We start from the raw sequence: 23216 nt of genomic DNA, 5'->3' as shown, positions 1-23216 counted from the left end.
GTGAGCGTGACGGACAATGAGCGGGTCAGGACCCGGGACGTCGTCGCCGAGGGGCTCTACATCGCGTCCGCGGCGACGCGTTTGGCGTTGAAGAACCGCATCCTCGTCGACATCCTCGTCGACGGTGACGACTTCGATCCGGAGCGCTTCCTCGGCGATGCCCGCGACATCCTGGTCTCGCTCGCCGAAGAGGCTGAAGCGGATGCCGCCCGCACCGACCGCGAGCGCAAGGCGGCGCGCACGCGCTACTCCGACTCGAGCGGCACGCACGACTACCGCAGCCGCGACGTCCGCAACCTCCGTCGCCGCCGCAAGCAGTCGCTGCACGTCGCGAAGGAGCTGCGCGCCCGGGCCGAGGACAAGGAGGAGCTGCGCAAGCTCGTCGTCGACGCGCGGGACGCCGCCTGGGCTGAGGTGTCGAAGAACATCGACCGGTCCCTGCGGATCACGGCGGCGCGCCCCGACCTCGACGCTGATTACGAGCGGATGCGGGTGGCCCGCATGCAGGCGCTGCGCCTGGTCGACCTGCCCAAGCTCCGCGCGCACCGACGCAGCGTCGCCAAGCAACAGGCCCTGCGCGAAGAGGGCGCGGAGCCCGAGCCGATCCTCGAGGCCGGCCCCGGCGGGATCGATCCGGGCGAGCTCGAATAGGCTTCGATTTCGGATGCGGCCCGCGGTGACGTATGCTGTTCCTCGGCCCGGAAACAGGCCATGCGCCCGTAGCTCAATGGATAGAGCATCTGACTACGGATCAGAAGGTTAGGGGTTCGAGTCCCTTCGGGCGCACACTGTGTTGAGACAGTCCTTCAACGAAAACCCGCGGAATTCCGCGGGTTTTCGTGGTTTCTGCGGGGTACTGCCACCACGTTCGAACGGCGAGTGGCGACGTGGTGCACACATACGTATGGCGTGTGGCGGCGCGCAGTGACGCTGGGTGGTGTCGATGAGGTCTCTCGAACAGATCCTCGACCGCGATCTGCAGCTCAGTCGGCGACGTCGATGATGACCTGCTGCCCATCGAGCAGTCGGATCTGATCGATGTCTCCGGTCTCGCCGATCTTGGTGAGAGCTTCGTCGAAGGTGTTGCCGTCGGTGTTGTAGAAGAAGCCGAGGTTGCCCCACGGCATGTAGGAGAACAGGTCGCCGACCTTCGGGTTCAAGCCGGCCGCTCCGGTGAAGTCCCATTCGCCCGTCGGCATCGCGACCTTCTCCTTACCGCCGAAGTCGGAGAACTCGAGAGTCATCGGCAGCATCGCCAGGAACGACCGCGTAGTGGGAGTGTCCTGCTCTATCGTCACCTCGACGGTTACGTCACCGGCGGCGAAGGTTACGCGTGTTCCCAGCATGTCGTCCTCCGTGTCGTCAGGCTGATCATTGGATGCCGTCGCTCCCGACTCCGATGGGGTGATCGGCGTCGGCGGATTGCTTGCCGCGGCCTCACGCTGCGCGTCGCGGGCGCCGCCGCACGCGGTCAGGGCGAGCGCGAGCGTGAGCGTCCCGAGGGGCAACGTTCTGCGCCACGTTTGTTTCGATGTCATCATGTCTCCGACGAGAGGGGCGGATACCGTCTGCTCCGATGAAGCAAGTTCGTGTCGAACGGGGGAGTCACCGCCGACAGGCGAACTCCGAAGGCATCCCGGTTCACGCGATCGCTTCCGGCGCGTCTTCGATCTCTGCACGCTCGCCGACGGGAATCGACAGTGCGGCGCCGACTGTCGGGCGCGCGAGGGTAAAGCTGACGGCGCCGAGCGCGACGGCGGCGGTCGTGACGATGCCGAGCGGGAGGATGCTCAGCGCTCCCGCGACGCCGACGAGCGGTGCGGCGGCGCCTCCGAATCCGAACCGCACCATGCCGAGCAGCGACGACGCCGTTCCTGCGATGTCGGGGTACTCGGCGAGGGCGAGCGTGGTTGCGGGCGGCGAGGTGATCGCGACTCCGCTGGCGAGGGTGAACAGCGACACGATGACCACCCACAGTGGCGTCGGGGTGGTGCCGGACAGCAGCAGCCCGAGCGCGCCGACCCCGGCGACGGCGAGACCGGTGAGGAGCGTGCCCGTGACGCTCCATCTCTCGGTGGCGCGGCCGGCGAGGTAGCCGAAGACCATGAAGCCGGCGGAGTTCAGTCCGAACGCGGCGGCATACCCTTGCGGCGTGAGTCCGTAGATGTCCTGCAGGACGAACGTCGCGCCGGACAGATAGGCGAACAGGGCTGCGTACAGGAAGCCTTGAGCGAGGACGGCTCCCAGGAACACTCGGTCGGTCAGCAGGGTGCGGAAGTCACGCAGGGTGGGAGCGAATCCGCCGCGGGTGCGTCGGGAGGCGGGGAGCGTCTCGGTGAACACGAGCAGCGTTGCGATCATGATGCCGGCTCCGGCGGCGGCGAGGAAGGTGAACAGTCCGCGCCAGTCGACGATCGTGTTGAGCAGGCCTCCGATCAACGGCCCGACGATCGCGGCGAACCCGCCGACCACCGTGAGGCGTCCGTAGAAGCGGATCAGCTCGCCACCGGAGTAGGTGTCGCGCCCGGCGGCGTTCGCGATCACGACGCCGACGCCGCCGGCGATGCCCTGCACGACGCGCGCCGCGATGAGCAGTTCGATGGTCGGACTCGCGGCGCACAGGGCGGACGTTGCGATGTACGCGACGATTCCGACGAGCAGGATGCCGCGGCGGCCGTAGCGGTCGGAGAGAGGGCCTGCGACGAGTTGGCCGGCGGCGAGCCCGATGAGGCAGGCGGTCACGGTGAGCTGCGCGACCGAGGTCGCCGCCCCGAGCTCCCCCGCCAGGGCGGGCAACGCGGGCAGATACAGGTCCATCGAGATCGGGCCGAACACGGTGAGCAGGAGCAACAGAGCCGGCAGAAGTCGTCGGTGTGCGGCGCGTGCGGGCTGGCGAGCGGTCATGGTGCCACCCTCTCGCGGGTCGCCCGGCTCGCGGGAGTCACCGGTGAAGGGTGTACCGGCGGGGCATCCCTGGGGCGATGGTCTGCGCGGCGGGATGATCTCACGGGCCGTGCGCGGGTACGCGTGAGCGATTTCGCTTCGGGGATGCCTCGCGGGGGGTGTACCCGGAGGGTCTCCCACGGCGGTGCCCTGCGATCTAGCCTCGACGCATGGACAACAAGGCCGAGGTGCGTGAGTTCCTGATGTCGCGCCGCGCGCGGGTCACCCCGGAGGCGGCAGGGCTGACCGCAGGATCGAACCGGCGCGTGGACGGGCTTCGCCGCAGTGAGGTCGCGGCTCTCGCCGGCGTGAGTGTCGAGTACTACGCCAAGCTGGAGCGCGGTGCCATCGCCGGCGCCTCGGCGGCCGTGCTCGATGCGGTGTCCGATGCGCTGCAGCTCGACGACACGGAGCGCGCTCACCTGCTCGACCTCGCGCGCGCGGCGGACGGCATCCCGACCAGCGGCCGCTCCCGTCGACGCGCACCGAGGGCGGGGGCACCGCGGGCGAGCCTCCACTGGGCGCTCGGGGCGATCACCGACGCTGTCGCGTTCGTCCGGGACCCGCGTCAGAATCTCCTCGCAGTGAACGAACTCGGGCGCGCCTTCTACTCGCCCGTGATCGGCGACGGCGGTCGCGTCCCTAACCTCGCGAGATTCCAGTTCCTCGATCCGGCGGCGCGCGAGTTCTACCCGGATTGGGAGGTGTTCGCGGGGATGTGTGTCGCGATCATGCGGGCCGAGGCCGGCCGCGATCCCCACGATCGTGCCCTGCAGGAGCTGGTAGGGGAGTTGTCGACCCGGAGCGAGACGTTCCGGCGGCTGTGGGCAGCGCACGACGTGCGCACGCACGGGGCCGGGACGAAACGATTCCAGCATCCCGTCGTCGGTGAGCTCACCCTCGCGTATGAGGAGCTCGCGGTGACGGCGGAGCCGGGGAACGTCCTGCTGGTGTACACGGCCGAACCCGGATCCGCGTCTGCCGACCGACTGCGCCTGCTGGCGTCGTGGGCTGCCGAACACCCGTCTGCCCCCGAGGAGTCGACCGACACTGAGTCGGCGGTGGGCCGATGACCGAGTGGGGTGAGGAGGACCTCGCCGCCATCGCAGCCACGGACGACCCGCATATCGCACCGCTCCGGGCCGACGGGATCACTCCCGGGACACCGACGTGGATCTGGTCCGTCGTCGTCGACGGCCGGCTGTTCGTGCGGGCGTGGAACGGTGTCGGATCGCGGTGGTACCGGGCGGCGGTGTCACAGCGCGCCGGACAGATTACGGCGGCCGGATCGACCCGCCCGCGAGTCTGATCGTCGTGCGAGTGCGCGGCGCCCCCCAGAATCCCGACAACAGAGAAGGAAGGCTATGAGGATCGAGCCCCAGCGCCCGACAGCCAAGAATCAGCCGGAGCAGTTCGCCGGTGACGTGTGGGTCGACATGATCGCGGTGCCCAACGAACCCGATCAGCGCATGAGCGTCGCCGTCGTCAAGTTCGCACCGGGGGCGCGCACGGCGTGGCACTCCCACGCCCGCGGCCAGTACCTCCGCGTCACGCAGGGCGTAGCCCGATTCGGCACGCGCGACGGCGAGATCATCGAGGTCCGTCCCGGCGAGACGCTGTACACGCCGCCCGGACAGGACCATTGGCACGCGTCTGCTGATGACACGTTCATGGAGCACATCGCGATGCTCGAGAACGGCGACGACCCCGCGACGACGACGGTGTGGAAAGAGCACATCACGGACGCCGAGTACGAAGGGAAGACCGAATGAGCGGCTGGACGGGCGGAGCGGATGCCATCGGCGACATCGCCCCCGCTCTCGCGCACTACACCGACAAGATCCTCTTCGACGAGGTCTGGGAGCGCAGTGAGCTGTCCAAGCGCGACCGCAGCCTCGTCACCGTGACCGCTCTGGTCACGCTCGGCGCCACCGAGCAGCTGACGTTCCACGCGAGCTTCGCGCGCGACAACGGGGTCACCGAGACCGAACTCGTCGAGGCGATCACCCACCTTGCGTTCTACGTCGGCTGGCCGCGCGCCATGGCGGCGATTGGCGTCGTCCGCGCCGTCTTCGCCCACAGCTGACCCACGACAACCCGAATATAAGAGAAGGACATATGAAGGCCACCATCATGTACGGCGCGGGGGACGTCCGCGTCGAGACTGTCGCAGATCCGGTCATCCAGCAGCCCACCGACGCCATCGTGCGCACGGTCCGCACCTGCGTATGCGGGTCCGATCTCCACCCGTACCACTCAATGGGCGCGAGCGAGCATGGTCAGAGCATGGGACACGAGCTCCTCGGCGTCGTCGAGGAGCTCGGGTCAGCGGTCACCCAGGTGAAGAAGGGCGACCTCGTCATCGCGCCCTTCGCGTTCGCCGACAACACCTGCCCGATCTGCAAGGACGGGTTCCAGACGGCGTGCCCGCACGGCGGCTTCTACGCGACGCCCGAGACGGCGGGACTGCAGGCCGAGCTCGCCCGGATCCCGCTGGCCGACGGCAGTCTCGTCGTCGTGCCCGGCGTGACAGAGAAGGACGAGGAACTCCTCCCGTCTCTGCTGACGCTGTCGGATGTGTACCTGACGGGTTACCACGCCGCGCACATGGCACGCATCCAGCCCGGTCAGACCGTCACGGTGGTCGGCGACGGCGCGGTCGGTCTGTCCGCGGTGCTCGCCGCGAAGCAGCTGGGCGCGGAGCGGATCATCCTCATGGGTCGACACAAGGATCGCACCGATCTGGGCGTCGAGTGGGGCGCGACCGATGTCGTCGCCGAGCGCGGCGAGGAGGGAATCCAGAAGGTCCTCGACCTCACGGGCGGCTTCGGGTCGCACGTCGTGCTCGAAGCCGTGGGCCTCATGCCCGCTTACGAGCAGTCGCACCGCGTCGCGCGCACCGGCGGCGTGATCTCGCGGGTCGGTGTGCCGCAGTATGAGAAGGCCGGCGTCGGCTTCATGTCGCTGTTCGGCCGGAATCTGACCCTCACAGGCGGCCCGGCCCCTGTTCGTGCCTACATCGAGGAGTCGATCCCGCTCGTCCTCGACGGAACGATCACTCCCGGCAAGGTGTTCGACCGCACCTACACGATCGACGATGTGCCCGCCGCGTACGCCGACATGGATGCACGGTCGACGCTGAAGGCGCTCGTCACGATCTGACGGGAGCGGGACCTTGCGCAGCCTGCGTCATGGCGCGAGGTCCCGCCGGCTCATCGCCCGTCGCGGCATCCGTCGTCGTCATCCGATCAGTATTGCCTGTCCACGACGACAGGTAAGTTGTGCACAATTCAATTGCGTGCAACCATTGTCGTATGAGAGCGATCGAGCAGATGGTGTGCTTCGGGGTGTACTCGGCCAGCCACGCGTTCACGCAGGCCTATCGGCGTGTGCTCGCGCCGTGGAAGCTGACGTACCCGCAGTACCTCGTCATCGTCGCCCTCGGCGAGCAGGAGCCCCGGTCGGTCAAGGAACTGGGCGAAGAGCTCTTCCTCGATTCGGGCACCCTCTCGCCCCTCATCCGCCGCCTCGAAGCGCGCGGTGTCGTCTCCCGTTCGCGCAGCCCCCACGACGAGCGTGTCGTCGAGGTCGCGCTGACGGACGACGGCCGCACTCTCCGCTCGGAGCTGTCCGTCGTCGGCGCGGAGATCGCGCGCTGCACCGGGCTGAACGAAGAGAAGGCGCGGATGCTGCTCGACGTGGTCCACGACCTGAACCGCGTCATGCGCACCACCGACGAGGCGATCGCCTCCTGACGAAAGGACCCCCATGGAAGCCCTCTACACCGCAGAGGCCCTCGCGACCGGAGGCGGCCGCAACGGGCACGTCCGCACCGCCGACGGTCTCGTCGACACCGACGTGCGCGTCCCCAAGGAGATGGGTGGCGCCGGTGGCGCTCCGAACCCCGAGGTGTTCTTCGCCGCGGGCTACGCCGCCTGCTTCCACAGCGCCCTGCAGTCCGTCGCCCGCGCGCAGAAGGTGACCCTCGAGGACACCAGCGTCGGTTCGCGCGTCAGCATCGGCTCGAACGGCCAGGGCGGATTCGGCCTCGCCGTCGAGCTCGAGGTCGTCATCCCCAACCTCCCGCACGACCAGGCGCAGGCGCTCGCGGATGCCGCGCACCAGGTCTGCCCCTACTCGAACGCCACCCGGGGCAACATCGAGGTCACCGTCACGGTCGTCGAGGACTGACCTCCGTCGGTCTCAGAGGGCCGGACTCAGAGGGCCGGTCTCAGAGGACCGGACTCAAGCGACAGGGCTCACGCGCAGCCAGCGGAATCCGCAGGCGGGCAGCGTGAGCCCTTCGTCGATCCCGACGTCGACACCCTCGACGAGATCGAGGGCGGTCGGCGCGAAGCCCGACAGCGTCACGGCCGGCACGTGCACCGGTTCGGCGGCGACGTTCGCCAGCATCAGCACGACGGTCCCGTCGCCGGGTCGCTGGTAGCCCACGACCGACGGCGCCGGCACGTCGAAACCGATGAGGCGCGCCCCGTCGAACTCCGGCGTCGTGTGACGCACCGCGATGAGCTTCGTGATGTCGCGCCGGAGCCGGCCGGCCGAGGTGGCGGCATCCGTCATCTGGGCGTAGCGGTCCCGCGGCTTCTGGCCCCGGTGCGTCCACCGGGCGTCGTCGCGTCGCTCCGGATCGTCGCGGAACGTCGGGTCGTTGAGCTGGCCCACCTCGTCGCCGAGCCACAGCATCGGCAGCCCCGGCAGGCTCAGCAGGAGCGCGTGGGCCAGCACCACCCGCGCCTCGCCGAGCGGGTCGCCGGCCTCGACGCCGGCGAGCGAGGCCGTGGTCCCCGCGACGCCGCCGTCGGTCGCGATCCCCCGGCCGAAGGCGGAGCCGTCGGTGTAGCGCGCGGTGAGCTCGGCGGCATCCGTCTGCCATACGACCGCGTCGGCGTCGCGGACGGCGACGACGACGCTGCGTCCGTCACGCCGCTCGAGCGCGTGCTGCAGGGGAGCGGCGTCCCCCGTGGCGAACGCCTGCCACAGCGGCGCGGACCCGGGGGATGCCGGCAGCACCTCGACCCCGGGCGCACCGATCGCGAGCACCGGGGCGGTGACCGCCGCCGTCTCGCGGTCGGGGACGAGGAAGACCTCGACGCCGCGGCCGGCCAGGAACAGCAGATCGTCGACGAACACGCGCAGATCCGAGGCGGCGGGGACGTCGACGGCCAGGGCGATCCCCGACAGGCGCAGTTCGGCCGCCAGGTCGGAGAGCCGGTCGATCGAGCCGAGTCCGGGGTCGCCGCGGCGCAGGTCGACGGCGCCGTCCTCGCGCCGGGCGAACGGCGACTGCACGTGCAGCACGCTCACGCCGAGTTCGCGCAGCGCTGGGATCTCGTCGCGGAGCCCCGCGAGGTTGCCGGCGTAACGATCCGCGAAGCACGCCGCGCCGAGGGCGTAGCGCGAGCGGGAAGTAGGCGCGTGGGCCGCGCGCTGCTCACCGTGCACCTTGAGTTCGAGCGAGCGACCGTTCGCCGCCACTACCGCTGCCGTCACGAGATCGGCCAGCAGCGACGACGAGGAGTCCGCCCGCTCGGCGAGGGCGTCGTGCAGCGCGGGAAGGTGCCGACGGATGCGGTCCGCCGCGGCCTCGTCGACGCGGGTGCACTCAGCGACGGTCGACAGCGTGGCCGCGAGTTCCTCCTCGACGGCCCCCATGGTGCTCATGCGGTGGACCTCCCGCTCCCAGCGTAGAGGGCGGGCGTTCCCGCCTCAGTCGGCGCGGCCCACCGTGCTGTCGAGGAACGCGTGGATCGTCGCATGCAGCGCCGCGGTGGCCGCCGCGTCGATGGTGCCCGCATGACCGCCTTCGACGGGCTCGAGGTAGTGCACCTCGGCATCCGTCTCGTCCGCCAACCGCGCCGCCATCTTGCGCGCCTGCACCGGCCCGACCCGGTCGTCGCTGGCCGCCGCGTAGATGAGGGATGCCGGGTACCGCCGCCCGGGCTCGATGAGGTGGTACGGCGAGAAGGTCTTCACGAACTCCCAGTCGGCGGGGTCGTCGGGATCGCCGTACTCGGCGATCCAGCTCGCGCCGGCCGACAGGCGCGTGTACCGCCGCATGTCGAGCAGCGGGACGCCGCACACGATCGCGCCGAAGTCGTCGGGGTACTGGGTCAGCATGTTGCCGACGAGCAGCCCGCCGTTGCTGCGCCCGTGGCAGGCGATGCGGTCGGGGGTCGAGACGCCGCGGGCGACGAGGTCACGGGCGACGGCGGCGAAGTCCTCGTACGCGCGGTGGCGGTTCTCACGGAGCGCCGCGAGGTGCCATTCCGGGCCGAACTCACCGCCGCCCCGGATGTTCGCGACGACGTACACCCGACCCTGCTCGAGCCAAGCCGGGCCCACGATCGTCGGGTACTCCGGCGTCAGCGCGTGCTCGAAGCCGCCGTAGCCGTTCATCAGCACGGGCAGAGCGCCGTGACGCTCGCGGGGGCCGACCTCGAAGTACGGCACCCGGGTGCCGTCGGCCGACGTCGCCCAGTGCTGCTCGGCGACGAGACCCGTCGCGTCGAAGGTCGCGCGGCTGCGGTCGACGACCCGCGGCTCCGCTCCCGGGTCGAGGACGAGCAGGGTGGGCGGTGTGAGGAAGCCGCGCGCGACGACCCAGAGCTGGTCGTCCTCGTCGTCGTCGGCTGTCGCGACGTTCGCGCTGAAGAGGTCGTCGTCGCCGAGCCCGAGGTCGAGCTCGACACCGGTCAGCGTCGCCGGGTCGAGCGACACCAGCCGGCTCTGCACGCGGTCGAGGATCGTCAGCACGAGGCGGGTCTTCGTCCACGTCCAGGACTCGAGCACCGCGGTGTCGGTCGGCGCGAACGCGACACGGAGTCCCGACCCGTCCCCGCTCGTCACGGTCTCGAGGGGGCCGAGCAGGAGGGTGCCCGACGGATGCGTCGTGTCGCCGATGCGCCACGGCGTCGTCGTCCGGACGGCGACCAGGTCTCCGTGCACGTCGGCGTGCGCGTCCTGCGGCACGGCGATCAGGTGCGGTTCGGCGCCGTTCCACACCCACGCCTCGGAGTGGAAGAAGTCGTGCGCGATGACGACGATCGGCGTCGCGGAACCGCCCGTGTGATCGACGTGTGCGAAGACGCCGACGTCCGACGAGACACCCGTGAGGATCGGCGGCGCGTCCTCGAGCGATTCGCCGCGGCGCCAGGCGCGGGCGGTGATCGGATAGCCCGAGTCCGTGACGCCGCCGCCGTGCAGGGCCGTGGCGACGAGCAGCGTGTCGCGGTCGACCCACGCGATCATGGACTTCTCCGCGTCGAGGGCGAAGGGGGAGTCCTCGACGAAGCGGCGGGTCTCCAGGTCGAACTCGCGCACCACGGCGGCGTCACCGCCGTCGGGGCTCAGGCGCACGAGCGCGCGGCCGCTGCCGGCCGGGCCGTGCGTCGCGCCGGCGAAGGCCCAGGTCCTTCCCTCCTCGCGGCCCAGTGCGTCGACGTCGAGCAGGATCTCCCAGTCCGGAGTGCCCGCCGTGAAGGCGGCAAGGGACGTCCGGCGCCAGAGGCCGCGCGGGTTGTCGGCATCCCGCCACAGGTCGTACATGAGGTCGCCGTGACGACTGGGGACGACGAGGCGGTCGGGGTCCTGCAGGATGCCGGTGAGCCTGGTCTCGAGCGCGTCGCGGGCAGCGCCCGCATAGGCGCCTTCGGTCTCGGCGGTGCGCTCCGCGGCCCACGCGCGAGCCGCGGATCCGTCGATCTCCTCCAGCCAGAGGAACGGGTCGGCGGGCTCGGGGGCGATCTCGTGGGCGCTCATGCGGTCAGCCTACGGGGCACCTCCGCCGCGTCGTTCGCCGTGCGAGAACCATTGGCACTCTCCATGCGCGAGTGCTAATCTGGACGTACTTGAGCCGCAGGGGCTCAACTTTCAGACCACTTGCACAAAGGAGAGAATCATGGCGACCTACGACCCGTTCCGTGAAATCGACCGCCTGGCGTCGACGCTCTTCGACACGCGCCGCGGCCCGCGACGGATGCCGATGGACCTGTACCGCGACGGCGACCACTACGTGCTGAACGCCGACCTCCCCGGCATCGACCCGGGGTCGGTCGACATCGACGTCGACGGCCAGCTGCTGACCATCCGCGCCGAGCGCACGCTGTCGTCGGGCGAGGGGGTCAAGTGGATCACGCGCGAGCGTGAGACCGCGAGCTTCCTCCGCCAGCTGAACCTCGGCCAGGGCATCGACACCGACGCCATCACCGCGACCTACAACAACGGTGTGCTGACCGTCACCATCCCGGTGAGCGAGAAGGCCAAGCCGCGCAAGGTCGAGGTCGTCGCCGACGGTTCGTCCCCGACTATCACCACTCGCGAGAGCGAGCCGCAGCCGATCGACCAGTGACCGGCGCACCGCTCCGGCGGTGAGACGACGATCGCCCCGCACCCCGTCTCGGGTGCGGGGCGATCTTCCTGTCGTCAGACGCCGCGCAGGCGAGCGGTGAGCCGCTCGAGCTCGGCGAGTTCGTCGTCGGTGAGCACCGACATCCGCTCGGCGATGGTGCGGCCGTGCGTCGTCGCGAGCCGGCGGAACATCGCCGCGCCCTGCTCCGTGGCGCGCAGCACGGCGCCGCGGCCGTCGTTGGGGTCGGGGCACTTCGCGACGAGCCCCCGCGCCACCATCCGGTCGACCAGGCGCGACACGCTCGGCTGGCTGATGAGCATGTTCGCCGTCACGTCGCGCAGCCGCGCGGTGTGACCCTCGCAGCGCGTGACGGTCAGGAGCACGTCGTATTCGGCACTCGAGAGGTCGTCGTCCTCGAAGTCCCGCGAGATCTCCGCCAGGACCTCGTGCTGCGCGCGGAAGAGGCTCTCCCAGGCAGCGATGGCGAGGCGGCGGTCGGTCATGGCGTCAACTGTAGCGTCGCTCATAGGGTTGACCGCGTGCAGCCCTGGTCCCGTCGTCTCGCCCGTGCCGGAGCCGTCGTCGCCGTCGCGCTCGGCGTTCTCGTGGGCGCTCCCTCGGCGGCGAACGCCGACGTCGAGGACTTCTCCTTCGACAGTCTGACCGTCGACTACACGCTGACCCGCGCCGAGGACGGCACGAGTCGGATGCGGGTGGTCGAGGAGTTCGTGGCGCGGTTCCCCGAGACCGACCAGAACCGCGGCATCCGACGGGTGATCCCCGACGAGTACGACGGTCAGCCGCTGCGGCCGAGCCTCGAATCGGCGGTGGACGCGGAGGGCGACCCGTGGGAGGTCGTCGAGACCGACGACGGCGAGGACGGACTGGTCGTGACGGCGAGATCCGAGGATTACGTCCACGGTCGCCAGACCTTCGTCCTCACCTACACCCTCGACAACGTGACGCGAGAGTTCCCCGACACGGGACTCGAGCTCTACTGGGACGTGAACGGGTTCGATTGGGCGCAGCCGTTCGGTGAGGTGACGGTGAGGCTGCATCTGGACGGCGAGATCGCGGATGCCGCCGGCTCCCTCGCCTGCTATGCCGGACCGTTCGGGGCCGAGACGCCGTGCGACGGCATCGACATCGACACGTCCTCCTCGGGCGCGACGATCGTCGCGCGGCAGGCCGAGCTCGGCCCACGCGAATCTCTGACCTTCGCGGTCGGGTTCGCCGACGGCACCTTCGAGCCGCTCGACACCTCGTACCTCGGCACACCGCTGGGCTGGGGGCACGCCGCTGCCGGTGCGGGCCTCGTCGGGGTCGCGGGGTGGACGCTGTGGCTGCGGCGCCGCCACCTCTCCGACGAAGCCGGCAGGCCGACGGTGATCGCGGAATCCGAACCGCCCGCGGGGGTCGACGCGCTGCACGCCGCGGTGCTGCTGCAAAAGACCGGCAAGGCCATCCCCGCCGAGGTGCTCGAGCAGGCCATCGTCGGTTCCATCCGCATCACCGAGGGGGAGAAGCCCCGATGGGGGTCCGCGAAGCTCGTCGCCGAACTGGTGGACACCTCGCGTGCCGATGCCGACGGCCGGGCGCTCCTGACGGGACTGTTCCCCGACGGCCGGACGGGTGACCGTTTCGAGTTCGGCACCTCGGACACGCGCCTCTCCTCGACGGCGCAGCGGATCTTGAAGGATGCCGAGTCGGCGCTCCGCGATCGCGGTTTCCGACGCGAGGTCCCCGCGTGGGTGCGAGCGGTCCCGGCCGTCGTCGCGGCGGTGCTCGTGGCCGTCCTCGTCATCGCGACGATCGCGCTGTCCGATCGGGCGGTCGATCCGCTGTGGCCGCTCATCGGGCTGTTCGGCGGGATCGCGGTGGCCGTCGTGGTGATCGGGATGATCGCCCGCAAGCCGCTCACGGAGAGCGGCGCCGAGGTGCGGGACCATCTCGCGGGGCTGCGTCAGTTCATCGAATGGGCGGAGGCGGACCGCATCCGGATGCTGCAATCGCCCCGAGGTGCGGAGCGCCGTCCCGTCGACACGGGGGATCCGCGGGTGATGCTCGACCTCTACGAGCGCCTGCTGCCCTATGCGGTCGTGTTCGGGCAGGAGAAGCAGTGGGCGGGGCACCTCGCGGTGCTCTACGCCTCCGCGGGCGTCGCGGCGCCGGTCTGGTACGCGGGCACCGGCGGTTTCGACGCGGCCTCGTTCTCGTCGAGCATCGGGTCGCTGTCGGCGGCATCGACCTCGTCCGCGTCGACGGGCGGGTCCAGCGGCGGCGGGAGTGCCGGCGGCGGAGGAGGCGGCGGCGGTGGCGGCGGGGTCTGACCGATCCGACGTCGGACGGTAACCACGCCGTCACGCTGCGTTCGCCTCTCGAGGAGAGGATTCTCACGAAGACTCTTGTTGCTATGTCCTGACAAGAGGCACGAGCGTCGATAGTCTGCGACCACCCCCGCACCCCAACGGAAGTGAGGCGCGCCCGTGAGCGTGAAGAAACAGACAGGTCGAGCCGGTGTCCGCGCCGGCACGGCGATCGGCGGACTCGGCATCCTCGTCGCCTGCACCCTGACCGCCGGGCCGGCATTCGCCGCCACCGGCTTCACCGAGGAGCAGAAGAACGCGACATACGCGTCGGACGCGGCGGCGTCGACCGGGGATTCGAGCGCCCCCAGCGCCGGCAACTGGTCGGTGCAGATGATGGACGTCTTCGACGACCTCCGCACCGACCGCGGTGAGGGCGGTGACGCGGCCGTCATGGACTACAACGACGAGATCACGAGCCGCATCAACCTGACGGCATCCGGCGCGCAGGTCCAGCGCGCCATCGTCGACCAGTACGAGGACATGTCGATCAGCATGGCCGACGCGTTCGGCGAGAAGCTCGGCGCGATCTACGCCGAGGCGGCGCTGGCCGGCGAGCTGCCCAAGACGACGTGGCTGCTCAGCAAGGAGAGCGGCAAGCTCGGCTCGACCTCGTCGAGCAACCCGCCGAAGAACTACTTCGACTACGACCGCCCCTACCTGCGGCTCGACACGACGACGCAGCTCGAGTACCGCGACAAGGAGGGCGGAGACGCCTGGGGGTCGACGAGCGGATCGTTCCCCTCGGGGCACACCTCGCAGGCGTACTGGCAGGGGACGGCGCTCGCCGAGATGCTGCCCGAGCTCGCGCCGCAGATCCTCGCCCGCACCGCCGAGGCCGGGAACAACCGCATCGTCATGGCGGCGCACTACGCCCTCGACGTCATCAGCGGCCGGATGATGGGGCAGAAGATCATCGCCCTGCGACTCGCCGACCCCGAGATGCGCGCCCTCGTCGACGAAGCGGGCCGGGAGATCCGCGACGTCCTCGAGGCGGGCTGTGGCGACACGCTCGAGAACTGCATCGCCGAGGACACCCCGTACATGTCGACGGAGGACGCCCTGGCCTACTACGAGGAGCACCTCGGCTACGGCTTCCCCGACGTCGGGCCGAAGGGTGAGCCTGTCGTCGTGCCGGCAGGAGCGGAGGAGCTCCTCGTCTCGGCGCAGCCCGACCTGACGCCGGAGCAGCGCCGCCAGGTGCTCGCGCTGACCGCCTCGGATTCGGGCAACCCGCTCGACGTCGGCGAGCAGGAGAGCTGGCAGCGTCTCAACCTCGCCGCGGCCATGGCGGCGGAGGTGACGGTGAAGGACGACGGTTCGGTCGTGATCGGGGATGCCGGTGGCGAGCCGACCCCCGAACCCGAGCCGACCCCGGCGCCGAGCCCCGAGCCGACGCCCGAGCCGACGCCCACGCCCACGCCCACGCCCGAGCCGACGCCCACGCCCACGCCCGAGCCGACTCCGGCCCCGCAGCCCTCGCTCCCCTCGACCGGTGGCGCTCCGAGCGCTCCGGTCGCGAACGGTGACGATCTGCCGGCTGCGGCGGAAGGCGGCATCCAGGTGTCCGTCCGCGGCGATCGCGTCGTCGTCTCGGGCCTGACCGCGGGGGAGCGCTACTACGGCTTCCTCTACTCGACGCCCACCGCTCTCGGCTGGGTGACGGCGGATGCCGCCGGCTCGGCGAGCTTCGCGCTGCCGGCCGACCTCGACGAGGGTCGTCACCGGGTGGCCGTCGTCGACGAGTCGGGTGAGCTGGTCGGCTGGGCCTCTGTCACTGTGGCCGCGGAAGAGGTCGTCGCCGTCGGCGACGAGCTCGCGTCAGCCGGCGGTCAGTCGGGTCCGGTGTGGATCGCAGGCGGTGCAGGTGCGGCGCTGCTCGCGCTCGGCGCCCTGCTGGTAATGCGACGCCGTCGGAACGCGACCGTCTGACGCGTCACGCAGTAAGGGCCGGCTGGAGAGGCATCCAGCCGGCCCTTGTCCCTTTGCACCAAGAGTGTCCTGCAATCACATGTCGGTAGCTGCCACAGCAAAACATCTACCGTGCAACGAATGTATAACGACGAGATAACGGTGGCAAGGGTTTCTTGTTATCAATTTGTGATGGGCGGGCAAGGGGTGCACTGGTGTCCCATCTCTACGGACCTGTCAGATTCTTATGGACTTGTCAGAACCTCTCACTCGACCCGTCAGGGCTCGATCCGACCTGTCGGAACCTCGGCGTGTGCCCGAGCGTATGTTCGACGAATGAGGGCGGGACGATGCGATCATTGGCGGTGCGCCGTTCGCGGCCGTCTTACGGAGGCCGGGGCAGATGAAGTAGTGCTGCGGTCCTGAACGAATATTAAGGGCTTTCGGTCTGCCCCCGCATCACAGGTGGGGCGAGCTGCCGCGCAATCACGCGTAGCGGATGGACCAGCGACATGGCCGGGAGGTGAGGGATCTGGGCGTGATCACGACGCTCATCCGGGATGAGGCGCGCGCGCGAGGCGAACTGGGCCCAACTGCGCTGTCGATGCTTCTGCGGGTGTTCGACACTGAGTTGCGAAGCTTCCGAGGCCTGGCGGAGATCGATACGGCTGAGGATCTGGCGCTCGAGTTCTTCGCGGACCGCGCCACCAGCTACGTTGACGCCGTTCTCGCTGCCCCCGACGACGAGGCGGCAACGCGTCTGACGCGACGTTGGGGGCGAAATTGGTTGATCGATCGCGCTCGGGCCACACCCTACGGTGCCTTGAGACATCGGCTTGAGAAGCGGCTACAGCGGTCTCCGCTGTTCCATGCGTCGTCGGTCGCGCACCACTGGTTCCTCGAAGGCGAGGAGGATACAGACCGCGTCGCGAGCTTCGAGGAGATTTACGCAGTAGCCGCAGACATCCGTGTCGATGTGATTGTCGACGCCGGCGGGGGACTCGTGCTTGGAAAGACGGGGCAACTTGAGGAGATGGTCACGGCGGTCCTGAAGTTGAGCGGACGCCTGCACATCTCCGACCTTACGTACCTGTGCGCGCAGCGATTCCCATCCGTCCTCGAGGACGGAGACTGGCTGACGGCGCGACACCGCACCGCAGAAGTTGAGGACGCAGAAGACACCCATCCGAGCGATGACGCGATCTTCGAGGCGGCCGAACAGGCGGCCGACTCCCGCGGCGCGCAGGAGATCTTCGACCGGCTCACCGCGGCTGAAAGGCTTGCCCTGCGGTTTGGGGATAATCCACGGGAGGTCGCTTCTCGCCTGGGCGTCGGGCGCAGTACGGCATACAGTCGCATTCAGAGCGCGAAGGCGAGGCTTCTCGAACTCGGGGGCGATCGGACTCGTGCCCGGCAGGTGATGACGGACGTACTCAGGCTGATCCTGGACGATGACTTCGCCGTCCCGTCTATCCCAGTAGGAGGAGCGTGATGACGAAGGACATTGAGGGTCGTTGGGCGGCGTTGGCGGCGCAGTTCCCGCCGAGCGCACCGGGTCGACCAGCCGACCGCAGCGATGACGTGCGTCCCGGTCAGCTTCGCGAGGTGATCTGGGGCCGCTACGAGGCAACCGTTCTCGTCGTCGGCGTCGACCACGAAGCAGCCGAGGTCACCGTCAATCCGGTGAGTCTCGAACCGGGTGTTGCAGACGCCAACGCGGTGGTACTTGACGGCGGGGACAGCCCGCTGCGCGGTCGCGTGGCGATTTGGCCGAACGTCAACGCGACGATGTCATTCATCGTGCTCCACGATGTCATCGCCGAACTCCCAAAGGACGTGACGCACCGGGTAATTAGCGGACCTCATTCGCCATGCGCCGCTAGTCTCGGGCACGGTGACAGTCCACGGTTCGGCGCTACTCCTCTGCCTGGCTCCGGCGCGGCTATCGCCATCGACGAGTTGCGCGACAGTATCGATGAACTCGCGTCGGTGCGTCCGCAGCGCACGCGGACCCCGAAGGCGCAGCAGGCGATGAAGTTCCCGCTGAGCCTGCCGGCACTCATCGAGACGCTAGGGATCACGCAGGCAGTTGCCATGTCGGTTATCAAGGGTCAGCGCGCGCTCACCCCCGATCAGGCAGAGGCGGTCGCAAACGTCGCGGGCGTGCCGGTCGCGGACGTGCTCGCTGTGGCTCGGCCGCTCCCGGACGACTTGGAGCGCGAACTGATGGAGCCGCGATGGCGTTCTGTGATTCGTGCCCGCGTCGGTGCGCGCGACGAAATCGAGGCCCGTGAAGAGTTGGGGCGAAGCGCGTTTGCACTTGCAGCGCGCGATAGGGGCAGCGGACGCGAACTCTGGCGTCAACGAATTCAGGCTGTGCTTGCGTCAGAGAGCGCCTGACCAGTGGCGAGGATTGTGGATGGGGTGGCCGCGCAGGTCGCGGCGATGATCGCCGTCTGGTGTAGCCGTGACGGTGACATTGAGGCGCTGACGCTTGATGCGTTCGGTGCGCTCGACCAACGCGAGGACGTCACGGTGACCAGCGTTCCGGAGTTCGTGCCAGCCGAAGCGCAGCTGGAGTGCTCCGTTGCGGGCGGATACCGCGATAGTCCGCCGACCCTGGTCGTCACTCAGTCGATGTCGGTACGGCGCCAGCATTTCACGCTGCTTCATGAACTCGGCCATCACCTGCAGCGCACTGATCTGACGCTCGGGGAGACAGTACTCATGCATCCAGAGCCGGACTCGTTCGAGGAAGCGGCGTGCGACGCGTTCGCGGCCCGTGTGCTGCTTCCGGACGACATGGTCGCGAGTGCTCTGGGCGGGGACGGCCCCAGCGCCCGGAGCGCCGTAGAGCTGTTCGCGCTCTCGAACGCTTCGCGCGCGGCAATCAGCGTGCGATTGGCCGGGCTACTCACGTCGGCTGGCGTCGTAGCCGTTCTCGACGAAACTGGGACAATCACGTTCGCGGCGTCCCGCGGTGGCCTCTTCCCGCCGCGCCGGACGAGCGACCAGTCGGCGAACCCGCTCGTTCGAACCATGCTGGAACGCCGCGACGAAGGGGAGATCGTCACGCGCAGCGACGCTCACATCCGCTACAGCAACGGAGGGACCTCGAACACGCTTTACGGGCAGGCAGCGTGGGCGGGTGATCGGATGATCATGCTCATGGTGGAGGAGGCCGCGCCGTGGCTCTCGTACTCGCCACCCCGCGACGGCACCGCAACGTTCGGCAAGGTGCAAGTCGAGGAGCCTGTCGAACCCAAGGCGCGCTTATGCGAAAGGTGCTGGCTCGTAAAGCACCCTGCCCAGTTCGACATCGGTGCCGAGATGTGCAGGGAGTGCGCTGCCTGAGACACATTGGACGATTCGGGAGCTGTCTCGTCATTCACAAGTGACGGGGGCAACCGGCCCCTCCAACGGACGGGAGTCCTCATGGCTGACCAGCACAACATCACCGACGACGAGTTCGAGACCAGTGACCGGGGGCGCCCCAATGGCAACGTGATCGAGATCTTCGTCAACGCGCGCCCCCACCTCGTCGACGGCAAGGAGGTCACCTACGAGCAAGTCGTCGAGCTCGCCTTCCCGGGGCAGGCCCCCGGAGCGGACACAGAGTACATCGTGACCTACACTCGCGCGCAGCACGGCAACGAGTCGGGCTCGCTGACGCCGGGCGGACGAGTCCGGGTCAAGAAGGGCACGAGCTTCGCCGTCCAGATCACGACGCGGTCCTGAGCATGGACGACTTCACTCGCCTCCTCGACGAGGGGTACGACGTCCAGCTGATCGACGGGTTCCTGGTCGTCGACGACGTGCCCTATGTGACCACCGACAAGACCGTGCAGCGCGGTCGGCTGGTGATGCCGGCCGCGCTCGCGGGTGACGTGCTGACGACACCGCCGGACCACACCACTCACTTCGGCGGGGCGGTACCTTGCGACAGCGACGGCAGGCCGCTCTCCAAAGTCATCAACAGCCCCCAGTGCAACGAGTTCCTGCCGGGACTTAGCACCGACTTCTACTTCTCGGCGAAGCCGCCCGCCGGCAACTATGCGAACTACTACGACAAGGTCATCACCTACGTCGAGCTGCTCGCACGCTGGGCGCGTGTCATCGACCCGCGTGCCACCGCTCGCACCTATCCGGTCCATGAGGCTGCCGTCGATGGCTCCCCGTTTGTCTACCGCGACTCCGCGTCCAGCAGGGCTGGTATCACCGGCGTGAACAAAGTTTTCACCGGGTTGAAGATCGCGATCGTCGGCCTCGGCGGTACGGGGTCGCACATTCTGGATCTCGTAGCGAAGACGCCCGTCGCAGAGATCCACCTCTACGACGGCGACGTCTTCCTCAACCACAACGCCTTTCGAGCGCCGGGTGCTGCGAACCTTCTGGATCTGCGGGGCAAGCCGAACAAGGCGGAGTACTGGTCTGCACAATACTCCCGGCTAAAGCGTGGCATCTTTCCGCACCCGGTGTTCTTCGAGCGCGACACCGTCGCCGAGGTCGCGGACTTCGACTTCGTGTTCCTCGCTCTCGACGACGGGTCCGACAGGGAGGGGATCGTCGGCGCCCTAGAAGAGGCTGGAGTCTCGTTCATCGATGTGGGCATGGGGGTCACGGATACCGGCAGCGGGCTGACAGGACTACTGCGTGTGTCTGCCAGCACGGCCGAGCGGCGCATCCGGATCCCCGGCGGTACGGCACCGGATGAGTACGGGCGCAACATCCAGATCTCAGACCTCAACGCGCTCAACGCGGCTTTGGCAGTCGTCCAGTGGAAGCGACTCCTTGGGTTCTACGCCGACATGGCCACTGACGCGGCGGTGTTTGCGTATCCCGTCAGCGACAACACGATTACGGTGCTCTCCCGATGAGCCGCCATCTCGAGGTCGACCACCAGTTCGTGGAGGTACTCCCGGCCGTCTTGGAGCCCGGATTGGTGTACATCAGCGGGACGCACAATATCGCCGCTCACCTCTGCTGCTGCGGATGTGACGAGGAGATCGTGACCCCACTGGGGAAAGCGGGGTGGACGCTCCATTACGACGGCCAGGTCACCCTCTCGCCGTCCATCGGCAACGGGGCGCTGGCTTGCCGGTCGCATTACATCATTCGCGACTCTCAAATCCGATGGCTTTCGGAGATGACCGAAAAGCAGCACGCGCGAGCCCACGCACGAGACCATGCGGCAGTCCAGGAGCTTCACGCGATGCGAGGGCCGCGGCTCGCACAAGCGCTCAGGGCGATCTTCAACTGGTTGCGCTGATGGGCGGGGCGGCTCGCAGCGAAATCAGCAGGCGGAGGAGAAGTGTCGGTGGTGGGCGCTACCTTCGGGATCCCGAGTGAAGGAGATGTCGTGTCGTCAGAGTCGTACAACTACCCGGTCGCGATCTCACGTCTCACCGACGGTGAGCGATCCCGTGAGCCCCAGAACGTCCGTGCAGTCCGTTGGCTCCTGGAGCAGCCCGGCGGCCAGGTGGTCGTGGTGACTCCCCGGCGCGCGGTGGATAGCCCGGTCCTCAAGCAGCTGATCGCTCACCCCAACGTGCGGCAGGTGATCTGGCGCGGGTTCTCCATCGGCATGCTGTCGGGGAGAGTCCTCCACGCGTGGCCGAATCGTGAGCACTTCAAGAAGCTCTGGGGTCAGGACCTCGACGCGCTTGCCGTGATCGAGTGGAACGAGGACGAGGCTGCTGAGTGGATCGAAGATGTGAATCCCGTCCAGCTGTTCGCGGACCGGATCGTGGAGCCGGTTGCGAGCCGGGATGAGGTCGAGTACGAACCGCTGCCGAACGGCGTCGACGGCATCCTCGAGTACGTCGCGGCGATGGCGGCCGGATACTCGACCGGGCTCAAGTGGAACGAAGAGGACAAGCTCAAGGCGGACATGATGAACCGGCCCGAGCGCTGGGTGCCGATCACGGTCGATCAGGTGCGCGCGAAGTGTCGTGCGCTGAAGATGCGTCCCGACGACATCGACACGATCGCCGGCTTCCTGCAGCGACGCAAGGAAGGACGACGATTCAACGTCCGTAGCAGCTACAAGACGTTCTCGTTCAAGTGAGCCCGTTCGTGTACCGAACGCAGTTGCTGACATGTTCCGTGAGGCAGATCGGCGGAGATCGCTGGCGCGCCGCCCGCGGGATCCCGCGTCCGATTCTTCTCACTCACTGCCAACTTCTGTGAGAAGGGACACGAGGGGTGCGCTGAGGCCGACGCGAACCCGATCCGTCGCTAATCGACAGGTGTAGATTAGAGGCAGATCGAAAGGAGTTCCACCATGGGACGAATCACCGGGAAAGTCGCACTCATCAGCGGAGGCGCGCGCGGCATGGGTGCCGAGCACGCGAAGCTGTTCGTGCAGGAGGGCGCGAAGGTCGTCATCGGCGATCTTCTGGACGAGGCGGGCGAAGCGCTCGCCGCCGAGCTGGGCGACGCCGCCCGTTATGTGCACCTGGATGTGACGGCATATGCGGACTGGGAGAAGGCCGTCGCCGTGGCCGAGCAGGAGTTCGGCCGGCTCGACATCGTCGTGAACAACGCCGGGATCGCGAACTTCGCGACGATCGAGGAGTACTCCCTCGAGCAGTGGGATCAGATCATCGCGATCAACCTGACGGGCGTCTTCTACGGCATCAAGGCGGCGATCGAGCCGCTCAAGCGCAGCGGTGCCGGCTCTATCATCAACGTGTCGTCGACGGCGGGACTGCAGGGGTACGAAGCGCTGCCCGGCTACAACGCCTCGAAGTTCGGCGTGCGCGGGCTCACCAAGAACGCGGCCCTCGACCTCGGGCGCTACAACATCCGCGTCAACTCGGTGCACCCGGGCGCGATCCGCACCCCGATGACCGAGGGGCTGGATGCCTCGCAGAACCACGTCGCCCTGCACCGCATGGGCGAGGCCGTCGAGCTGTCGCGGCTCGTCCTGTTCCTCGCCAGCGACGAGTCGAGCTTCTCGACCGGCGCCGAGTTCGTCGCCGACGGCGGAGAGACGGCCGGTCTGGCACACTACGGGGCGTGACGATCGACCCTCGGCAGGCCCGGACGAGCGCCGCATTGCGCGCGGCGCTCGCCCGCCTGCTGGCGGACCGGCCGCTCGCGGCGGTGTCGGTCGCGGAACTCTGCCGTGAAGCGGGCGTGCACCGCACCACGTTTTACAAGCACGCCGCGGGGGTCGACGAGTTCGCCGTCACGATGTTGACGGAGGAGATCGACGCGATCGCCGCGATCGGCGCGGACATCGCCACCGAAGCTGATGCGGCTCGCGTCTACCACGCCGTGACCCGTCGCCTGCTCGAGTGGCTCGCCGGCCAGCGCGAGCTGTACCGGGCGCTCCTCGAGTCCTCGGCCCGCGGCGCGCTGCACGCCGCGCTGAGCGACAGCCTGCGCCGACGCGCACACATCGCCCTCGAGAAGCTCGCCGAGGCGGGTGTCCGCGACGCACCGCGGTCCACGCGCGACCGCGACGAGGCCGCGGCCTTCATCGCCGGGGGCCTGGTCGGCGTGATGGACGTCTGGATCCGCGAGGACGACACGGATGCCGCAGCCGCCGAGGCCCGCATCTTCCGGCTGATGCCGGAGTGGTGGCCCGGGGTGCACTGAGGCCATCGCGCCTCGGACGCCGT

General features: G+C 68.7%; 25 protein-coding genes and 1 tRNA gene. 21 read left to right on the top strand and 5 right to left on the bottom strand.

Annotated features, from left to right (window positions below; translation table 11 throughout):
* Nucleotides 1-6 precede the first annotated feature (6 nt).
* Nucleotides 7-651, top strand: a complete 645-nt coding sequence (locus tag Q9S71_RS02445) for an asparagine synthase (protein ID WP_311860296.1) — start codon at nt 7-9, stop codon at nt 649-651.
* Nucleotides 652-713: 62 nt separating this feature from the next.
* Nucleotides 714-786: transfer RNA gene (locus Q9S71_RS02440), tRNA-Arg, on the top strand.
* A gap of 197 nt (nt 787-983) precedes the next feature.
* Here Q9S71_RS02440 and Q9S71_RS02435 read toward each other — a convergent pair.
* Nucleotides 984-1346: a cyclophilin-like fold protein gene (locus Q9S71_RS02435; RefSeq protein WP_311860294.1), complete on the bottom strand. Its 363-nt coding sequence runs from the start codon at nt 1344-1346 to the stop codon at nt 984-986.
* A 295-nt stretch (nt 1347-1641) separates the two neighbouring features.
* Nucleotides 1642-2904, bottom strand: a complete 1263-nt coding sequence (locus Q9S71_RS02430; protein ID WP_311860292.1) for a multidrug effflux MFS transporter — start codon at nt 2902-2904, stop codon at nt 1642-1644.
* A gap of 209 nt (nt 2905-3113) precedes the next feature.
* On the opposite strand from Q9S71_RS02430, the gene Q9S71_RS02425 reads away from it, so the two are divergent.
* The 7 genes from Q9S71_RS02425 to Q9S71_RS02395 all read left to right on the top strand — a co-directional run bounded on the left by Q9S71_RS02425 (nt 3114) and on the right by Q9S71_RS02395 (nt 7134).
* On the top strand, nt 3114-4016 hold the full coding sequence (locus tag Q9S71_RS02425) for a helix-turn-helix transcriptional regulator (protein ID WP_311860291.1): 903 nt from the start codon (nt 3114-3116) through the stop codon (nt 4014-4016).
* Entirely contained in the window at nt 4013-4252 is a 240-nt protein-coding gene (locus Q9S71_RS02420; RefSeq protein WP_311860290.1) for a DUF2255 family protein, read from the top strand. Before Q9S71_RS02425 ends, Q9S71_RS02420 begins: the two co-directional genes overlap by 4 nt.
* 55 nt (nt 4253-4307) lie before the next feature.
* The gene (locus Q9S71_RS02415; protein ID WP_311860289.1) at nt 4308-4715 is read left to right on the top strand and encodes a (R)-mandelonitrile lyase; all 408 of its coding nucleotides are present in this window, start codon (nt 4308-4310) and stop codon (nt 4713-4715) included.
* Nucleotides 4712-5029 carry a carboxymuconolactone decarboxylase family protein gene (locus Q9S71_RS02410; RefSeq protein ID WP_311860288.1) on the top strand — a complete coding sequence of 106 codons (318 nt, stop codon included), beginning with the start codon at nt 4712-4714 and terminating at the stop codon, nt 5027-5029. The genes Q9S71_RS02415 and Q9S71_RS02410 overlap by 4 nt, the downstream gene beginning before the upstream one ends.
* Nucleotides 5030-5061: 32 nt before the next feature.
* Nucleotides 5062-6105, top strand: coding sequence for a zinc-binding dehydrogenase (locus Q9S71_RS02405; protein WP_311860287.1), 1044 nt, complete (start codon nt 5062-5064; stop codon nt 6103-6105).
* 170 nt (nt 6106-6275) lie between these two features.
* Complete coding sequence (locus Q9S71_RS02400) at nt 6276-6698, top strand: MarR family winged helix-turn-helix transcriptional regulator (protein ID WP_422880344.1); 423 nt, start codon at nt 6276-6278, stop codon at nt 6696-6698.
* Nucleotides 6699-6711: 13 nt separating this feature from the next.
* Nucleotides 6712-7134: an organic hydroperoxide resistance protein gene (locus Q9S71_RS02395; protein ID WP_311860285.1), complete on the top strand. Its 423-nt coding sequence runs from the start codon at nt 6712-6714 to the stop codon at nt 7132-7134.
* Between the two features lie 54 nt (nt 7135-7188).
* On the opposite strand, the gene Q9S71_RS02390 is transcribed toward Q9S71_RS02395, so the two are convergent.
* Together Q9S71_RS02390 and Q9S71_RS02385 are read right to left on the bottom strand one after the other, a co-directional pair.
* A complete protein-coding gene (locus Q9S71_RS02390) occupies nt 7189-8625 on the bottom strand; it encodes an alpha-amylase family protein (RefSeq protein ID WP_311860284.1) in 1437 nt (478 codons plus the stop codon).
* Nucleotides 8626-8670: 45 nt separating this feature from the next.
* On the bottom strand, nt 8671-10722 hold the full coding sequence (locus Q9S71_RS02385; protein WP_311860283.1) for a prolyl oligopeptidase family serine peptidase: 2052 nt from the start codon (nt 10720-10722) through the stop codon (nt 8671-8673).
* A gap of 139 nt (nt 10723-10861) precedes the next feature.
* On the opposite strand from Q9S71_RS02385, the gene Q9S71_RS02380 reads away from it, so the two are divergent.
* Nucleotides 10862-11311, top strand: coding sequence for an Hsp20/alpha crystallin family protein (locus Q9S71_RS02380; RefSeq protein ID WP_253035427.1), 450 nt, complete (start codon nt 10862-10864; stop codon nt 11309-11311).
* 74 nt (nt 11312-11385) lie between these two features.
* Here the strand turns inward: Q9S71_RS02380 and Q9S71_RS02375 are convergent, their stop codons facing one another.
* Nucleotides 11386-11814 carry a MarR family winged helix-turn-helix transcriptional regulator gene (locus Q9S71_RS02375; protein ID WP_064003846.1) on the bottom strand — a complete coding sequence of 143 codons (429 nt, stop codon included), beginning with the start codon at nt 11812-11814 and terminating at the stop codon, nt 11386-11388.
* A 36-nt stretch (nt 11815-11850) separates the two neighbouring features.
* On the opposite strand from Q9S71_RS02375, the gene Q9S71_RS02370 reads away from it, so the two are divergent.
* From Q9S71_RS02370 to Q9S71_RS02320, 11 genes are all read left to right on the top strand, one after another.
* Nucleotides 11851-13641 (top strand): DUF2207 domain-containing protein, encoded by a 1791-nt coding sequence (locus Q9S71_RS02370; protein ID WP_311860281.1) that lies wholly within the window; start codon nt 11851-11853, stop codon nt 13639-13641.
* A 156-nt stretch (nt 13642-13797) separates the two neighbouring features.
* Complete coding sequence (locus Q9S71_RS02365) at nt 13798-15609, top strand: acid phosphatase (RefSeq protein ID WP_311860280.1); 1812 nt, start codon at nt 13798-13800, stop codon at nt 15607-15609.
* 517 nt (nt 15610-16126) lie between these two features.
* The gene (locus Q9S71_RS02360; protein ID WP_311860279.1) at nt 16127-17080 is read left to right on the top strand and encodes a sigma-70 RNA polymerase sigma factor region 4 domain-containing protein; all 954 of its coding nucleotides are present in this window, start codon (nt 16127-16129) and stop codon (nt 17078-17080) included.
* Nucleotides 17080-17988: a hypothetical protein gene (locus Q9S71_RS02355; protein WP_311860277.1), complete on the top strand. Its 909-nt coding sequence runs from the start codon at nt 17080-17082 to the stop codon at nt 17986-17988. The genes Q9S71_RS02360 and Q9S71_RS02355 overlap by 1 nt, the downstream gene beginning before the upstream one ends.
* A gap of 24 nt (nt 17989-18012) precedes the next feature.
* On the top strand, nt 18013-18942 hold the full coding sequence (locus Q9S71_RS02350) for an ImmA/IrrE family metallo-endopeptidase (RefSeq protein ID WP_311860276.1): 930 nt from the start codon (nt 18013-18015) through the stop codon (nt 18940-18942).
* Nucleotides 18943-19023: 81 nt separating this feature from the next.
* Nucleotides 19024-19326, top strand: coding sequence for a multiubiquitin domain-containing protein (locus Q9S71_RS02345; RefSeq protein ID WP_311860275.1), 303 nt, complete (start codon nt 19024-19026; stop codon nt 19324-19326).
* 2 nt (nt 19327-19328) lie between these two features.
* Nucleotides 19329-20465, top strand: coding sequence for a ThiF family adenylyltransferase (locus tag Q9S71_RS02340; RefSeq protein WP_311860274.1), 1137 nt, complete (start codon nt 19329-19331; stop codon nt 20463-20465).
* Complete coding sequence (locus Q9S71_RS02335) at nt 20462-20857, top strand: ubiquitination-like system serine protease family protein (RefSeq protein WP_311860273.1); 396 nt, start codon at nt 20462-20464, stop codon at nt 20855-20857. Before Q9S71_RS02340 ends, Q9S71_RS02335 begins: the two co-directional genes overlap by 4 nt.
* A gap of 90 nt (nt 20858-20947) precedes the next feature.
* Nucleotides 20948-21655, top strand: a complete 708-nt coding sequence (locus Q9S71_RS02330) for a hypothetical protein (RefSeq protein ID WP_311860272.1) — start codon at nt 20948-20950, stop codon at nt 21653-21655.
* Nucleotides 21656-21871: 216 nt separating this feature from the next.
* Complete coding sequence (locus Q9S71_RS02325) at nt 21872-22612, top strand: SDR family oxidoreductase (protein WP_251578392.1); 741 nt, start codon at nt 21872-21874, stop codon at nt 22610-22612.
* Nucleotides 22609-23193 (top strand): TetR/AcrR family transcriptional regulator, encoded by a 585-nt coding sequence (locus Q9S71_RS02320; RefSeq protein WP_311860271.1) that lies wholly within the window; start codon nt 22609-22611, stop codon nt 23191-23193. Before Q9S71_RS02325 ends, Q9S71_RS02320 begins: the two co-directional genes overlap by 4 nt.
* The last annotated feature ends 23 nt before the right edge of the window (nt 23194-23216 follow it).

Source organism: Microbacterium gawkjiense (assembly GCF_031932225.1).
GTDB lineage: Bacteria > Actinomycetota > Actinomycetes > Actinomycetales > Microbacteriaceae > Microbacterium > Microbacterium gawkjiense.
The sequence above is the reverse complement of the archived record's forward strand: the minus strand, read 5'-3'. Positions and strand labels throughout refer to the sequence as shown.

What these genes read in the sequence shown, in the direction of transcription:
- Q9S71_RS02420 (WP_311860290.1), top strand. Translation starts at nt 4,013, where the DNA reads ATGACCGAGTGGGGTGAGGAGGACCTCGCCGCCATCGCAGCCACGGAC.
- Q9S71_RS02415 (WP_311860289.1), top strand. Translation starts at nt 4,308, where the DNA reads ATGAGGATCGAGCCCCAGCGCCCGACAGCCAAGAATCAGCCGGAGCAG.
- Q9S71_RS02430 (WP_311860292.1), bottom strand. Translation starts at nt 2,904, where the DNA reads ATGACCGCTCGCCAGCCCGCACGCGCCGCACACCGACGACTTCTGCCG.
- Q9S71_RS02410 (WP_311860288.1), top strand. Translation starts at nt 4,712, where the DNA reads ATGAGCGGCTGGACGGGCGGAGCGGATGCCATCGGCGACATCGCCCCC.
- Q9S71_RS02395 (WP_311860285.1), top strand. Translation starts at nt 6,712, where the DNA reads ATGGAAGCCCTCTACACCGCAGAGGCCCTCGCGACCGGAGGCGGCCGC.
- Q9S71_RS02345 (WP_311860275.1), top strand. Translation starts at nt 19,024, where the DNA reads ATGGCTGACCAGCACAACATCACCGACGACGAGTTCGAGACCAGTGAC.
- Q9S71_RS02425 (WP_311860291.1), top strand. Translation starts at nt 3,114, where the DNA reads ATGGACAACAAGGCCGAGGTGCGTGAGTTCCTGATGTCGCGCCGCGCG.
- Q9S71_RS02375 (WP_064003846.1), bottom strand. Translation starts at nt 11,814, where the DNA reads ATGACCGACCGCCGCCTCGCCATCGCTGCCTGGGAGAGCCTCTTCCGC.
- Q9S71_RS02385 (WP_311860283.1), bottom strand. Translation starts at nt 10,722, where the DNA reads ATGAGCGCCCACGAGATCGCCCCCGAGCCCGCCGACCCGTTCCTCTGG.
- Q9S71_RS02340 (WP_311860274.1), top strand. Translation starts at nt 19,329, where the DNA reads ATGGACGACTTCACTCGCCTCCTCGACGAGGGGTACGACGTCCAGCTG.
- Q9S71_RS02335 (WP_311860273.1), top strand. Translation starts at nt 20,462, where the DNA reads ATGAGCCGCCATCTCGAGGTCGACCACCAGTTCGTGGAGGTACTCCCG.
- Q9S71_RS02380 (WP_253035427.1), top strand. Translation starts at nt 10,862, where the DNA reads ATGGCGACCTACGACCCGTTCCGTGAAATCGACCGCCTGGCGTCGACG.
- Q9S71_RS02355 (WP_311860277.1), top strand. Translation starts at nt 17,080, where the DNA reads ATGACGAAGGACATTGAGGGTCGTTGGGCGGCGTTGGCGGCGCAGTTC.
- Q9S71_RS02400 (WP_422880344.1), top strand. Translation starts at nt 6,276, where the DNA reads ATGGTGTGCTTCGGGGTGTACTCGGCCAGCCACGCGTTCACGCAGGCC.
- Q9S71_RS02325 (WP_251578392.1), top strand. Translation starts at nt 21,872, where the DNA reads ATGGGACGAATCACCGGGAAAGTCGCACTCATCAGCGGAGGCGCGCGC.
- Q9S71_RS02390 (WP_311860284.1), bottom strand. Translation starts at nt 8,625, where the DNA reads ATGAGCACCATGGGGGCCGTCGAGGAGGAACTCGCGGCCACGCTGTCG.
- Q9S71_RS02405 (WP_311860287.1), top strand. Translation starts at nt 5,062, where the DNA reads ATGAAGGCCACCATCATGTACGGCGCGGGGGACGTCCGCGTCGAGACT.
- Q9S71_RS02435 (WP_311860294.1), bottom strand. Translation starts at nt 1,346, where the DNA reads ATGCTGGGAACACGCGTAACCTTCGCCGCCGGTGACGTAACCGTCGAG.